At 29.0% G+C, this 14,976-nt stretch carries 16 protein-coding genes; all 16 read right to left on the bottom strand.

Annotation, left to right across the window (positions count from 1 at the left end):
* Nucleotides 1-258: 258 nt before the first annotated feature.
* The 16 genes from ACMX2D_RS04210 to ACMX2D_RS04135 all read right to left on the bottom strand — a co-directional run bounded on the left by ACMX2D_RS04210 (nucleotide 259) and on the right by ACMX2D_RS04135 (nucleotide 14,976).
* Nucleotides 259-576, bottom strand: a complete 318-nt coding sequence (locus ACMX2D_RS04210) for a nitrous oxide-stimulated promoter family protein (RefSeq protein ID WP_414972822.1) — start codon at nucleotides 574-576, stop codon at nucleotides 259-261.
* A 3-nt stretch (nucleotides 577-579) separates the two neighbouring features.
* Nucleotides 580-1,611: a S66 family peptidase gene (locus tag ACMX2D_RS04205; RefSeq protein WP_414972821.1), complete on the bottom strand. Its 1,032-nt coding sequence runs from the start codon at nucleotides 1,609-1,611 to the stop codon at nucleotides 580-582.
* 60 nt (nucleotides 1,612-1,671) lie between these two features.
* Nucleotides 1,672-2,142, bottom strand: coding sequence for a metallophosphoesterase family protein (locus tag ACMX2D_RS04200; RefSeq protein WP_414972820.1), 471 nt, complete (start codon nucleotides 2,140-2,142; stop codon nucleotides 1,672-1,674).
* Nucleotides 2,123-2,725 carry an RdgB/HAM1 family non-canonical purine NTP pyrophosphatase gene (rdgB, locus tag ACMX2D_RS04195; protein ID WP_414972818.1) on the bottom strand — a complete coding sequence of 201 codons (603 nt, stop codon included), beginning with the start codon at nucleotides 2,723-2,725 and terminating at the stop codon, nucleotides 2,123-2,125. The genes ACMX2D_RS04200 and rdgB overlap by 20 nt, the downstream gene beginning before the upstream one ends.
* Nucleotides 2,725-4,152, bottom strand: a complete 1,428-nt coding sequence (gene gatB / locus ACMX2D_RS04190) for an Asp-tRNA(Asn)/Glu-tRNA(Gln) amidotransferase subunit GatB (RefSeq protein WP_414972817.1) — start codon at nucleotides 4,150-4,152, stop codon at nucleotides 2,725-2,727. The genes rdgB and gatB overlap by 1 nt, the downstream gene beginning before the upstream one ends.
* Before the next feature lies 1 nt (nucleotide 4,153).
* A complete protein-coding gene (gene gatA, locus ACMX2D_RS04185) occupies nucleotides 4,154-5,560 on the bottom strand; it encodes an Asp-tRNA(Asn)/Glu-tRNA(Gln) amidotransferase subunit GatA (protein ID WP_414972816.1) in 1,407 nt (468 codons plus the stop codon).
* Nucleotides 5,560-5,844 (bottom strand): Asp-tRNA(Asn)/Glu-tRNA(Gln) amidotransferase subunit GatC, encoded by a 285-nt coding sequence (gene gatC, locus ACMX2D_RS04180; protein ID WP_041954591.1) that lies wholly within the window; start codon nucleotides 5,842-5,844, stop codon nucleotides 5,560-5,562. The genes gatA and gatC overlap by 1 nt, the downstream gene beginning before the upstream one ends.
* Nucleotides 5,845-5,963: 119 nt before the next feature.
* The gene (locus ACMX2D_RS04175) at nucleotides 5,964-6,569 is read right to left on the bottom strand and encodes a hypothetical protein (RefSeq protein WP_414972815.1); all 606 of its coding nucleotides are present in this window, start codon (nucleotides 6,567-6,569) and stop codon (nucleotides 5,964-5,966) included.
* Between the two features lie 180 nt (nucleotides 6,570-6,749).
* Complete coding sequence (locus tag ACMX2D_RS04170; protein ID WP_414972814.1) at nucleotides 6,750-7,349, bottom strand: hypothetical protein; 600 nt, start codon at nucleotides 7,347-7,349, stop codon at nucleotides 6,750-6,752.
* Nucleotides 7,350-7,433: 84 nt separating this feature from the next.
* Nucleotides 7,434-7,880, bottom strand: coding sequence for a hypothetical protein (locus tag ACMX2D_RS04165; protein WP_414972813.1), 447 nt, complete (start codon nucleotides 7,878-7,880; stop codon nucleotides 7,434-7,436).
* A gap of 101 nt (nucleotides 7,881-7,981) precedes the next feature.
* Nucleotides 7,982-8,566: a DUF3841 domain-containing protein gene (locus tag ACMX2D_RS04160; RefSeq protein WP_029949953.1), complete on the bottom strand. Its 585-nt coding sequence runs from the start codon at nucleotides 8,564-8,566 to the stop codon at nucleotides 7,982-7,984.
* A gap of 169 nt (nucleotides 8,567-8,735) precedes the next feature.
* The gene (locus tag ACMX2D_RS04155; RefSeq protein ID WP_281703770.1) at nucleotides 8,736-9,806 is read right to left on the bottom strand and encodes an ABC transporter ATP-binding protein; all 1,071 of its coding nucleotides are present in this window, start codon (nucleotides 9,804-9,806) and stop codon (nucleotides 8,736-8,738) included.
* An 8-nt stretch (nucleotides 9,807-9,814) separates the two neighbouring features.
* Nucleotides 9,815-11,500, bottom strand: coding sequence for an ABC transporter permease (locus tag ACMX2D_RS04150; RefSeq protein ID WP_414972812.1), 1,686 nt, complete (start codon nucleotides 11,498-11,500; stop codon nucleotides 9,815-9,817).
* A 98-nt stretch (nucleotides 11,501-11,598) separates the two neighbouring features.
* On the bottom strand, nucleotides 11,599-12,657 hold the full coding sequence (locus ACMX2D_RS04145) for an ABC transporter substrate-binding protein (RefSeq protein WP_009448260.1): 1,059 nt from the start codon (nucleotides 12,655-12,657) through the stop codon (nucleotides 11,599-11,601).
* Nucleotides 12,658-12,985: 328 nt separating this feature from the next.
* Entirely contained in the window at nucleotides 12,986-14,095 is a 1,110-nt protein-coding gene (locus tag ACMX2D_RS04140; protein WP_414972811.1) for a metal ABC transporter permease, read from the bottom strand.
* Nucleotides 14,092-14,976, bottom strand: coding sequence for a metal ABC transporter permease (locus tag ACMX2D_RS04135; protein ID WP_414972810.1), 885 nt, complete (start codon nucleotides 14,974-14,976; stop codon nucleotides 14,092-14,094). Before ACMX2D_RS04135 ends, ACMX2D_RS04140 begins: the two co-directional genes overlap by 4 nt.

Genomic DNA, 14,976 nt, shown 5'->3' with positions numbered 1-14,976 from the left:
CATTTTTTCAAGTTCATTTTAACAGAAAAAACTTTTTCATAAAAGATTTACTGTGATATCAGTTTATATCAATTTGTTTTTATTTTACCCTTAATTTACTGAATTAAATATATTATAAATATAGATTAAAGTCAATGATTAATCCCAAAGAAATATGTTAAATAAATATTCAAATTTCAATGTTAGTCAAGTATTTTACGACAATAATTCATAATGTTTTTTCCATAAAAAATTTTTATTTAAAAATATATTTAAAACTTATTTTTTAAATCCACTTATTATATGATAAATAACTAATAATGGGTGATGAAATAACATTCTAGGTCCTGAAAATTTCATAATTTGTTTTATTTTTTCTTTCATTTTAGGACTATAACAAGGTTTTTTACAATTTGAACAAAAAGTTTTTGTATCCATGTATTTACAATTATCTATTCTATTTAAAGAATAATTTAAAACATCCCTACATTCATCACATAATTTATCATTTTTGTGATTTTTCTTACAATACAATTTCACCATTTCAGTTATTACTTTTTTCTCTCTATCTCTTTTCTTTTCAATATTATTCTTCATAACTTATTCTTTAAATTCTATAATTTGCTTTTCAACATCTACTTTTGCATCTACTCCAAAAGGAATAATACATCTTGGAGTACTATGACCCACATTGATATTATATACTATGGACAAATCTTGATTTTTTATTTCATCAAGAAGAATTTGTTTATATTCATCATAATACTCTTCGTTTTGTGGTTTTCCTATAATCAAACCTGAAATAACATCAAATATTCCATATTCTTGAAGTTTAAGAATCATCTTTCTAAATAGCTCAGGTTTAGGCTTTTCTTCGCTAGTTTCAAGAAGCAAGATTTTATTGTTCCACTCATCTAAACTTGGAAACAAATTATATTTTTGACATAGAGATACCGTATCTTCATATCTTGGAGTATCAAAAATGTTAAATATAGAATCCAAACAACCACCCAATATTTTACCTTCAAATTTTGAATCTCCTCTTAATAATTCAAATCCTCCATTATGATGTTCTTCCATTGAAATTCCAATAGCTTTTTCACTAAAATCCTCTCTCTCGTTATACCAAACATCGCTGGGATATATTTCTTTAATTTTTCCGGTATTAATTAATTCTTCAAAGAAATGCTTTGAATATGGTAGCATTTCATTTGACAATTCACAAACATCAGGTAAAAATGCTTGTCCATAGAATGTTTTTATCCCTACTTTATTTAGCATTAAATGATTAATTGTAGTATCTGAAAAGCCTAAAAATATTTTCTGCTTTGCTACTTTTTCTAATTCACTATTTTCGAACAAATAAGGCAATAATCTATAAGTATCATCTCCACCTATCGCACATAATATCATATCAATTGAATCATCTTTAAAAGCTTTTATTAAATCTTCTGACCTTTCTTTAGGATTATTTTTTATAAATTCAATACCCTTTTTTGAATTAGGTAAAAATTCAACTTCAATTCCATATTTTTTTAGTCTCTCAATTCCAATTTTAACTTCATGTAAAACAAAATTTTCTCCCAATACTCCACTGGATAAACTTACTATTCCTATTTTTCTTACTCTCATATATTCCTCCATAGAAAAAATCAGCTAAAGAACCGACCAAATGGTCGGTTATAAAGCCGATTATTTTAAATTTATTCTATTAACACTTTTTTCAATTAAGTTTACGATATAATATCCCTTTGTATCTCCCTGTCTTGGAAGAGTTGTACTACCGGGATTTAAAACAGTTATTCCATCAACTTTTTCTCTTAAATGAACATGAGTATGTCCGAAAAGAGCATAATCCGCCCCAACTTCTTTAGCTTTTTCAACTATTTTATCAATTCCATTATCAACATCATATTTATGCCCATGAGTTAAAAAGAATTTTTTTCTTCTAATTTCTAAAACCAATTCTTCCGGAATATCCTTAGGATTTTTATCACAATTTCCTGCAACTGCATATATTTCCATCCCTGTTATTTGTTCTATCTTCTTTACATCTTCGGAATCATCCCCAAGATGAAGAACAATATCAACCTTATTTCTTTGTAAACTGTATGCAACAGGAAGTACAATTCCATGAGTATCACTAACAACTGCTACTATCATATCTATCACCTAAAATATTTTTTAAATCTTCTAATGCTCTTTTTCTATGAGTAAATTTATTCTTTTCTTCTGCACTTATTTCAGCCAAAGTCTTTTCCATATTTTCAGGAATAAAAATCTTGTCATATCCAAAGCCATTTTCGCCTCTTTCAACTTCTGAAATAGTTCCTTTTAAAATTCCCTTTGCTATAAATTCTTTTCCATTTTCATCAACAAAGACAATTACTGTTTTAAAATATGCGCTTCTATCAGATTTCCCTTCAAGATTTCTTAAAAGCTTCTCTCTATTTGCTTCACTATTTCCATGTTCTCCTGCATATCTTGCAGATAGCACTCCCGGTTCTCCATTTAAAGCATTTACGAAAAGTCCGGTATCATCAGCTAAAACAGCAAAAGAACAATATTCTCTTAGCTTTTCAGCTTTTAGCTTTGAATTTTCCTCAAGTGTATCATAAATTTCTTCAAATTCTTCATTTACACCCAATTTGCTTTTAGTTACTATTTCAAAATCATATTTACTTAAAATCGCAAGCATTTCCTTGACTTTATTTTTGTTATCCGTAGATAATGCTACCTTTTTCATTAAACTAACCTTTCTAAAATCAATTCATTGAATTTTTGAGGATTTCCCTTACCTTTTGAAGCCTTCATACATTGTCCCATCAAAAATCCTAATGCTCTATCTTTTCCATTTTTATAGTCTTCAATTGAAGATGGATTATTCTTTAGAACTTCTTCAACTATTTCAATCAATGCGCTGTCATCTGAAATTTGAATTAATCCTCTTTCTTCAACAACTTTTAGAGGATCAAAATCTCCTTTTTCAAATAATTCTCTAAGAAGTTTTTTACCTACATTTGCATTAATCTTATTTTCTTTAACTAATTTTAAAAGACTTGCAAAAGATTCAATATTTAAAGGAATTTCTTCAAATTCAATTTCCAAATCTTTAACTCTTCTTAGAACATCGGAAAGCAACCAGTTGGAAACAAGAGTTGCATCATCAACTTTTTTAACTACTCTTTCAAAATATTCAGATAAATATTTATTTTGAGTTAATACATTTGCATCATATTCTGAAAGTTTGTATTCAGCTAAAAATCTATTTTTCTTATTCTTTGGAAACTCCGGCATTTTTTCCTTAATAGCTTCAACAAAGTCTTTTTCAAGTTTGATATATGGAATATCAGGCTCAACACTAAATCTATAATCATTTCCCTCTTCTTTATGACGCATAATTATAGTTTCAAGCTTTGATTCATCCCAACGTCTTGTCTCTTTTTCACCAACAATATTATTCTTAACATTTTCTATATGTCTTTTTTGTTCATATTCCATAGCACGAAGTGCAGCCTTAAATGAATTTAGATTTTTAATTTCAGTAATTTTTGTCTTAAATCCACTTTCTTCATCAACTACATTTAAGTTTACATCACAACGAAGTGAGCCTTCTTCCATTTTAACATCTGAAATTCCAAGATATTTTATAGTTTCTTTTAAATTTGTCAAAAAGGCAATAGCCTCTTCAGGACTGTTCATATCAGGTTCAGATACAATTTCAATTAACGGAACTCCCGCTCTGTTATAATCCATAAGAGTGTGTCCGTTTTCGTTGTGGATTGACTTTCCTGTATCTTCTTCAATATGAATTCTTTGTAATCTAAGTTTTTTTACTCCATTTTCAGTATCAATTTCTATATATCCATTTTTACAAATAGGAGTTCTCTCTTGAGTTATTTGATAACCCTTTACTAAATCTGGATAAAAATATTTTTTTCTATCCATTTTCATATCCATAGAAATTTCACAATTAAAAGCATTCCCTGCCATTATTGCATATTCAATCGCTCTTTTATTTATTCTTGGAAGAGTTCCCGGATGACCTAAACAAATAGGACAAACATTAGTATTTGGAGGACAACCATATTCATTTTTACAACCACAGAACATTTTTGTATCAGTTTGTAACTCAACGTGAATTTCAAGTCCTATTATTGTTTTTAAACTCATATTAAAGCCCCCTTTCAAAATTCATTGCAAGATTTAATAGTCTTTCATCATCAAATCTCTTACCTATAAATTGAACACTTCCACAAATTTTTTTAAGATTTAAAGGAATGGAAATAGCAGGAAGTCCGGCAAAATTCACAGGCACATTAAAAGTATCTCCAGCATAAGATTTTAAAGCATTATCCTTTTCTGCACCAATCTTGCCTGGCAAGCAAGTTGTCGTAGGAGTTAAAATAAAATCATATTCTGAAAGCACTTTATTAACTTCTTTACTTATCAAGTCTCTAACTTCCAAGCCTTTTTTGTAAAGAGCTTGATTGTTTGAGCTTGCAAGATAGAAAGTTCCCATTGCAATTCTTCTTTGAACTTCTTCTCCAAAACCTTCACTTCTAGTATTTGTAAAAAGTTCTCTTGTTGAGTCGTAATTTTCAGTTCTATATCCATATCTGATACCGTCAAATCTTGACATATTACTTGAAACTTCAGAGCTCATAATAACATTATATACATTTGTAGAATGTTTAATATATTTAAAATCTACTTCTTCGATTATAGCTCCTTGATTTTTTAAATTTTCAATCGCCTTTTTATAATCTTTTAAAATAATTTCGTCAATTTCATAATTTTCGATATTAGAAACTGTTGCAATTTTAATACCCTTTAAAGAAAAATCTTTATCTTCCTTAATATATAAAGTATCTCTCATTGTAACTGCATCCATTTTATCCAAACCGCCAATAGTATTTAGAATCGGCAGAATTGATTTAACATCATTTGATAAAATTCCAACTTGATCCAAACTGCTTGCCATAGAAACAACTCCATACCTTGAAATCATTCCATAAGTAGGTTTATATCCTACACAAGCACAAAAAGATGCAGGATTTCTAACAGAACCGCCTGTATCTGATCCCAAACTAATCATTGCTAAATCTGCACTTACACTACTTGCAGAGCCTGAAGATGAACCGCCGGGAATTAAACTTTCGTCAAGTGGATTTTTTGTTGCTCCAAAATAAGAAGTCTCACCTGAACCACCCATTGCAAATTCATCCATATTAACTTTTCCTAGAATAACAGCGTCTTCTTCCAAAAGTCTATCAATAATTGTAGCATTAAAAATTGGAGAATAATTTTCCAAAATTTTTGAACCGCAAGTACTCTTATATCCTTTAACTAAAATATTATCTTTAACGGAAACTGAAACTCCAAAAAGAGAGCCCAATTTTTCTTTATTTCTTAATTTATTATTTAAAAATTCAACTCTTTCCATAATTTTTTCTTTAGAAAAGTCAAGAAAAATATTCAAATCTTTTTTATCTTCAATTCTCTTTATAACATCAGTATAAAATGAAATTAAATCCACCTTACCACTGATAAAATCTTCTCTTATACTTAAAATATCCATTATTTCACAACCCTTTGCAATCTAAAATATCCATACTCTTTGTCACTTGCATTTAAAAGTGCATCTTCCCTTGAAATACTTTCTTCAACAACATCTTCTCTCAAAGGACTGTTATGTTCAACAACAATTTCTAGAGCTTCACAATCTGAAGTATCAAGTTCCATAATTTCATTGGCAAAAACTAGAACATCGTCGAACTTTTTAGCAATAATATCAAGTTCTTCTTCTTTTACATTCAAGTTTGCAAGATAATAAATTTTCTTTACTTCTTCCTTACTAACCATAAAAATCTCCTATCTGAAATATTAATTATCAAGTATTATTTTAACATATTTTGACCAAAAAAACAAAAGAGTTGGACTTCCAACTCTTTAATTTTATGATTATTCTATCTTTTAAATTACTACTTTTCAATATATTTTTTTATTGCTTCTTCTCTTATTTTACCTTCAAGTTCAAAAGATTCCGGATAATGATTTGCTTTTTCTAATTCTATTCTGAACTCTGATTTTTTACCTGAAAGTGAAATTTTACCAAATTTCAATCCTGATATCATATACCATGGATCAGTTTCCGAATGTCTTAAAAACAGTAAATATTCCTCATCCTTTTCCATTAACTCATATCCTGCAATATGATAAATCTTTCCCGTTTCCTCATCTATTCCGGCACTTTCATAAACATCTATAACATCTCCCGGTTTAAAATTACCTTTAAAAACCTTTTCTATTTTAAAATTCGAGATTGTATATGCCCCATAAACACCATTATAAACTTTATCCTTTTTTATTGTAGATGGATTTTGCTTTATTTTTTTACCCAAAACAATTACTTCCGTTTCCTTTTCAACATCATCCAAATTTCCATAATAATCTAGCTTAGCATCTGCAATTATATGATTCCCATATTGATTTTTTCTAAAATTATTTTCATACGATTTAGTTCTTCCATTGCTACAAGAAGTCAATAAAATGAACGATAGAAATAAAATTTTAAATTTATTTTTCATAACTTCCTCCTAATACTAATACTTAGCTAAAATTCCAGCTTTATCGTCTGATAATGGATAAGGTTTATAATTAAATCCTATCTCTCTCATAACAGATCTTGAATTATTTGCTGGTTGTGTACGTGATAACAGTTGGACTTCCAACTCTTTAATTTTATGATTATTCTATCTTTTAAATTACTACTTTTCAATATATTTTTTTATTGCTTCTTCTCTTATTCTATCTTCAAATTTAAACGATTCTAAATCTTCATTTGCTTTTTCTAATTCTATTCTGAACTCTGATTTTTTACCTGAAAGTGAAATTTTGCCAAATTTCAATCCTGAGATCATATACCATGGATCAGTTTCCGAATGTCTTAAAAACAGTAAATATTCCTCATCCTTTTCCATTAACTCATATCCTGCAATATGATAAATCTTTCCCGTTTCCTCATCTATTCCGGCACTTTCAAAAACATCTACAACATCTCCCGGTTTAAAATTACCTTTAAAAACCTTTTCTATTTTAAAATTCGAGATTGTATATACACCATTAACATAACCATTATTTTTTTGTATTGTTGACGGATTTTGTTTTATTTTTTTACCTAAAACAATTACTTCTGTTTCCTTTTCAACATCATTCAAATTTCTATAAGCATCCATCTTAGCCTCTATAAAAATATCATTCCCATATTGATATTTTCTAAAATTATTTTCATACGATTTAGTTCTTCCATTGCTACAAGAAGTCAATAAAAAGAACGATAGAAATAAAATTTTAAATTTATTTTTCATAACATCCCCCTTACTTCTTATTTTTAAAAAACAACTAATGGCAAAAAACTATGCATTAGTTTCTTACAATTTTTATTCACATATTTATTTAGGGTCACCCTTTTTATATTCCGTATTAGTTTCAACATCAACAATGGTTTTTTCGTCTTTTATCCAAAACTTCTTTTCAGGGAAAAAATTAGCTGTTAAATACTTTTTTCCATCTTCTTCAAAAATTTTCGGTTCTAAAAAGTTTCCATCATCCGTAAAATCACCACGAAGTTTTTTAACGGACTCTTTTGAACATTTATCAAAGTCTATAGGTTTAGCCTTATAATACATACAAGGCACACCATAATATTCACCATTATCTAAAACAATTTGTGAATCATACGCATAATAATATCCACAAATTTTTTCAACCTCTTTACTTGCCTTTCTAACTACTTGCTTATTTGTATTATCGTCATTAACTTTAGAACTTTTAGAACAACCGGAAAAAGCAATAAAAACCGGCAAAATCAAAACAAACTTCTTAAAAAATTTTTTCATAATATCCTCCTTGAAATTATTCAAAGTCTAACCTAAAATATGTACATTATAGCATTTTCCAAAAATTCTAAAATAATTATTTATTATATTCACAGTTAAATTTAAGGAATAATATCTCCTTTATTTACAATGGCAAAAATCCATTCTTTTTTTATTTTCCAAATGTTTGCTTGAACTCTGTAAATATCCCATTCATCAATATCGAATATTCTAGTCCAACTGTCTATAACTATTTGTCTTTCTTCTGGAAAAACATTCTTATATTTTCCCTCAAAAAACTCAAATCCGTTATCTATCCCTTTTTCTTTTAATCTTTTTTTATACTTTTTATCATCTTCTTCATTCAACGGAATGTAATGATGATTGAGTACATAATCCCATTTAACTCCATCAAAATAGATTATCTCATCTTTTGGAACATCTAAAACATATACAACTGTATTTTCAATTACGGGCATACAATTCTTATTACTTACTCCACACCAAACAGGCATTTCAACTTCATCAGGTTTTGGAACTCTTTTACTTGCCTCTTTTACAAAATAATTATAACAACCTAAGATGTAGTCAGAAATCACTCCGAAATTTTCTTTGACATAAGAAATTTTATTTGTAAAATAACCTTTCTCTTCAATCTCTTTTAAAGAGCGAATATCTTGTCTTGTATATAATCTTACAGTTTCCATACATTTCACATCCCTTCTATTTTATTATATCGCATTAAATTATAAAAATCAATATGACTATAAAACATAAAAAAGCTATTGAAAAATTCAATAGCTTCTATTGTGAAACAACAAGGTTCCCGGGAACCCACCCGATGCGAAGCATCGCGGAAGGGTGGGGTTCTTATTTTTATGTTATTATCTTTGTGTAATCTTTTCCGTCATCGTCAAATACCATAAAGTTTTTAATTCTCAATTTGATATTTGCATTTTCTTCGTAAACTCCGTAAGTTTCAACATGGTCTATAACTCTAACTACATTGTCATTTCCTAAATCTACTTTACAGTCATTTACATCTCCAAGATAGAATTGACTTACAAGTTTTGCATCAATAGTTCCATCTCTTTCGTCTATTCTAAGAGCTTCCGGTCTTATTGCAACTATAACATTACCTGTCTTATCTCCGTCATAAGGTAATTTCTTTCCGGTATTTGCAAGTTCAACAAAGCCGTCTTTTGCAACTCCTTTAATGAAATTAACACGACCCACAAAGTTTGCAACAAAAGGATTTACAGGGTTTCTGTAAATTTCTTCAGGAGTTCCTATTTGTTGAACAACACCTTTATTAATCAAAATAATTCTATCACTCATTGTCATAGCTTCTATTTGATCATGTGTTACATATACAACTGTAATTCCAAGTCTTTTTTGTATCTCTTTTATTTCAAAACGCATTTCTTCTCTTAGTTTAGCATCCAAGTTTGAAAGTGGTTCATCAAGTAAAAGTAATTTAGGTTTTGCAATCAAAGCACGTCCTAATGCAACCCTTTGTTGTTGTCCACCTGAAAGTTCTGATGGAGCTCTATCTTTATATTGAGATAAGTGAACTATTTCTAAAACTTTTTCAACTCTCTCTTTTATTTCTTCTTTCTTTATACCGGCTATTTTCAAAGGATAAGCAACATTGTCAAAAACATTCATATGAGGCCAAACTGCATATGATTGAAATACCATTCCTATTCCTCTTTTTTCAGGTGGAAGGAATGTTTTTCCTCCTGAAACAACTTTATCTCCTATTAGTATTTCTCCACTTGTAGGTTTTTCAAATCCCGCTATAAGTCTTAACATTGTTGTTTTACCACAACCTGAAGGTCCTAATAGTGTTATAAATTCACCATCTTTAAAAGTATCTGTAAAAGGTTTTAAAACTTCTACATTACCAAAAGATTTACTTAATTCTTTTATAGTAATCGTTGACATTTTTCCTCCTAAATTGAAAACTTACCTTTTGTAAGTTTATTTAAAATCCAGTTAACTACCAATACAAAAATCAAAATTGCAGTAGCAAGTACACTTGCAATTTGTTGACTATGATAAGTTTGATAATTGTAAAGTTCAAAACCGATTGTCTTTGTATGAGATGAATACAAAAGTGTACTCATAGTAAGTTCATAGAAACAAGGCATAAATATTAAAAATATACCTGCAACAATTGAAGGCATTATAAGCGGTGCAGTAACATCCTTAATCATTCTAAGCCAGCCTGCTCCGGAGATTTGTGATGCCTCTTCAAGAGAAGGATGAACCTGACTCATTCCTGAAACTACTGTTCTCATTCCCATCAACATATACTTAATCATATATGCAATAATCATAATATATATTGTATTGTAAATATTTATTCCAAATTTTCCACTCATTGTCATTATAAGGGCAAGAGCTATGGCAATACTTGGTGTTCCTGAACCTACTGTTATTAAAAAGTCAGGAATTCTTCTTCCCTTAACTCTAGTTCTCTCAAGCAAATAAGCCATCATACAGGAAATTATTATTCCCAAAAATGCCGCTGCTGAAGCTGCAACCAAACTGTTTATTGTTGAGCTTAATATACTATCCCTTGTAAGCATTTGTTGCCAAAATCTAAATGAGATATTTCTTGCAGACAATGGCTTACCCATATTGATAGTTATAGAAGTAAGAGCAACAGTTATAAAAGGAACAACTACTACTATAAAAGAAAAAATTGTAACTAATATTGTAAGTGGAGTTCTCCATTTCCCTAGATCAACTATTGTAGGTCTTGTAGATTTTCCACTCATTGTTATAAATTGTTTCTTTCCTAGTACAAATGTTGAAACATACAAAACTAAATTAGCAATTATCATTAAGAATACTGCAAGAGTTGTAGCATCAATTATTCCTTCTTCATTACCAATATGAACAAACTCAATTATTCTTGTTGTAACAGTGTGAATTTGTCCCGGCGCTCCAACTATTGACGGAATACCGTAACAAGATGCAGCAGTTACAAAAACTAAAAGTGCTGCAGCTATTAAACTTGGTGTCATCATTGGAATTGTAATTGTAAATAATGTCTTTAATGGACTTGCACCTGAAATTCTCGCAGCTTCTTCAAGAGAAGGATCCATTTTTTCCATTGCACGAGAAATTGTGATAAAAGCATAAGGATAATAAAAACAAGTAAGTACCCAAATCATTCCCCATACACTGTAAATATTGAAAAGCGGTTCACTAAGTCCAAATAATTTTTGAATAAACATATTTAAAGTTCCAACCCTCGGGTTTAAAAGTCTAAGCCAAGCCATAGCACCTACATAAGGCGGAACCATATATGTAACAACGAACATAGTTCTAAATATTTTTTTACCATATAAATTAGTTCTTCCAACTAAAAAAGCAAGTGGAAAAGCGATTAACATTCCGAAAAATGTTGTAGCAATAGCAGTAACAATCGTATTTCTAATAGCTATAAAATTCGCATCATAACTATAAACTCTTTTAAAAGCATCTAAAGTAAAACTTCCACTTGGAAATATGGATTTAACAAAGAGATATAAAAGTGGAAAAACTTCAAAAACAAGCAAAAGTGCAACAATAGATAGCATTATTATCCACTTTATATCCAATCTAAATTTTCTTTCTGTCTTTTGCATAAAATAAACCTTTCATTAACAAGAGGGAGTTTCCTCCCTCTGTTATATATTTTTATTCTAAAATAATAAATCTCCCATTTTTATATGGTTAGTATCTATTATTTTTTACCAATTGTATCTGTAAACATCTTTCTTAGAGAATCTCTATCTTTAACTAATTGTTCCCATTTAACATTTATACTATTTGATGTAATTTCAGAAGTTTTGATTGCATCATAAGGAACTTCAGGGAAATCTTTTAATACAGAGTGCATCCAGCCCTTAACTATATATTTTTGACCTTCTTCTGATAAGAACCATTTTGAAATAGCTTCTGCAGCTTTTGTATTTTTGTTTTCTGTTAATTTTTCATCTACAACCATAATTGGTGAAGGAACTACAATTGTTCCATCTTTTGGATATATAACTTCCAATGAAGAGTTGTCATCTTGTCTTTTCTTTAAAACAGATTCTTCAAGAATCATAAGTTCATCCATTTCGCCAGTTTCAAGTTTAGTTAAAGCAACACTACCTGCTTCAATAGCAACTTTTCTCTTAGCCAAATTAGTGAAATATTCATCTTTATATTTATCCTTTAATCCACTTATAGCTGCAAGAGCAGTACCTGATTTTAAAGGATCTGACATTGAAATTTTTCCTGTAAGACTTTCTTTTTCAGCAAATTCTTTAAAACTTTGTGCTATATTTTCTTTCTTTGTTTTTTCCGGATTATAAGCTAAAACCATATTAGAAATTCTAACAGGATACCAATATCCTTCTTTATCATATTCGAATGCCAATTTATCTTTGTTTTCAATTTCAAATTTATGTAAAATCTTCTTTTCTTTTAATTCGTAAGCATAAGAAGGTTCTGCAACCATTATAATATCACAAGCAAGTTTTCCTGCTTCAATTTCCCCTGCGATTTTTGTTTGTAAAGTTCCTGTTCCGCCTTGGAAAAATTCAATTTCACAATTAGGGAATTTTTTCTTAAGTGCAGGTTTCATATTAGCAATAATATCTTCATACATTGAAGTATAAATTCTAATTTTTCCTGTAACTTCTTCATTTGCCTTCATATCTTTGCCTGTATCATCTTTCTTTCCGGAATCTCCCCCACAAGCAGTCGCTCCAATCATTAATGCTGACAACATAAGTGCCAAAAATTTCTTTTTCATAATCCCTCCTAAATAGAAATGTTATCTTTTGTTGAGTAAACACCTCACGACTAATTATATTCAAAATCTACAAAAAAATCTACATATTTTTAGTTGTTTTTATAAAAATTTTAAAATTTTCGATTATTTTTATAGGGACTATTTTGTCCCTATAAAAATAATTATCCCTACTTATTAGTTATTATTTAAAACATAGTAAAAATAAATACAAACAAAAAAGAGAGATTTTTTATGAAAAATTGTCTCTCTTTTAATTATTTATTAAATTTTTGAAATAATTTAGATTAGAATTAGAAAACGATTCTAAAAAATTATTCATCATATTATCTTACTTCATCCATTCATTAAATTTATTCAAAGTTTTCTCTCTACCAATGTCAGTAACTTTTATAATGTCATTTTCAATATAAGCAAATTTTTTATTTAATATATTCTTTAAAACTTTTTCAAATTTATTCTTTGCATAACACAAATGCTCATTTATCTTAACAATATTACATTCAATATCAGCTCTTTGAGTATTTTCATGATTTATTATATGGAGCATCATAGTAACTTCAGCAAATTCATCTCTTTTTCTACTTTCATTTAATATTTTTTTAATAATTCCGTTTCTCGGTTCAAATATAAATACTAATAAAAATATTAATCCATTTACTATAGCAATTGTTCCGGCAATAGAAAGGTCATATAAATAAGCTATATAAAATCCTATAACACTACTTAAAACGCCTATAAAAACACTTATAAATATCATCTTCTTTAAATCCTGTGTCAAAAGATATGCCGTTGCAGACGGAACAACCATATAAGAAATTACAAGTATTGACCCTACTGCATTGAATGCACCGACAGTTGTTACTGAAACCAAACTCATTAGTGCATAATAGATAACAACCGGTGCAAATCCGGAAATCAAACTTAAATTTTTATCAAATGTAGAAATCTTCAATTCTTTAAAGAACACCCAAATAAAAATCAAATCAATTAAAAATATTACTAACATTACAAAAATAACTTTTGACATTTCATAGCCAAAAAATTCAATTCTCGGAATTATTGAAAAGGCAACTTCCCCGACTAAAACGGAGTCAATACAGAGATGTACTCCTCTTAAAAATTTTGAAATCAATATTATAGCAATACTGAATAAAAATGGAAATACAAGTCCGATAGAAGAATCTTCATGTAAAGTCGTCTTCTGATTAATAAGTTCTGTCAAAAATACTGTAAATATTCCAACCAGTCCTGCTCCAACAATCAACAAGGGACTTGTCAAATCTTTTGTAATGAAAAAAGCAATTACGATTCCAAGTAAAATTGTATGTGTTATAGAGTCTATCATCATAGCCATTTTTCTAAGAATTAAAAACGGTCCCAACAATGAACAAGCAGCCGAAACTAAACTTACAGCTATTAAAATTTCTAATTGTCTCATTTAGTCCCTCCTTGCATAGTCCTCTTTTTACTGAATAAAATCCCTTTTTTCGGTGAAAATAATATACTGAAAAATACAATTAAACTTGCAACTATAGTTATAACAGGTCCTGTTGAAAGGCCTTTATAGTACATACTTATAAATGAGCCGGTAATTCCGGAGAAAGCTCCAAAAATCCCTGATAAAATCATCATAACATTAAATTTATCAGTCCATTGTCTAGCTGCAACAGGAGGAGCAATAAGCATTGTGCTCATTAGAATTACTCCAACTGATTGAATTCCCATAACTATTGAAATTACAAGTAAAACTATTAATATTCCCGTCATTAAATTTATAGAAAATCCCTTTGTTTGAGCAAATTCAGGATCAAAGGAAAAAAGTTTCAATTCTTTCCAAAACAATAAAATTACAAATAACACCAAAATAATTATTCCGATTAAAAAATATATATCTTTTTTCAAAAAAGCGGCAGCTTGTCCGAATATGAATTTATCAAGACCTGCTTGATTTGTATTTGCTTTTCTTTGGATAAGTGCAAGTAGTACAATACCAAGTCCAAAAAATGTTGATAAAACTATTGCCAATGCACTATCAAACTTTACTTTTGATTTCAAATCAATTCCGAAAATCATAAGTGCGGCTATAACTCCCGCAATAAAAGCTCCAAGAAGCAAAAATTCTAAATTTTTAATTCCAAGTACCATAAAGGCAATACAAACACCGGGAAGAGTAGAATGACTAATTGCATCACAAATAAGCCCCTGCTTTTTTACCGTAACATATACTCCCATAATTCCGCTTAAAAGTCCTAAAAGTCCTGAGCCCAAAGCTATCATCATAAAAGTATAGTCGGTAAGTAAATCTAAAATTCCATTCAT

This window comes from Parvimonas oralis, from assembly GCF_047608425.1.
Taxonomy (GTDB): Bacteria; Bacillota; Clostridia; order Tissierellales; family Peptoniphilaceae; genus Parvimonas.
This window is presented reverse-complemented; position numbering and strand designations above follow the sequence as displayed.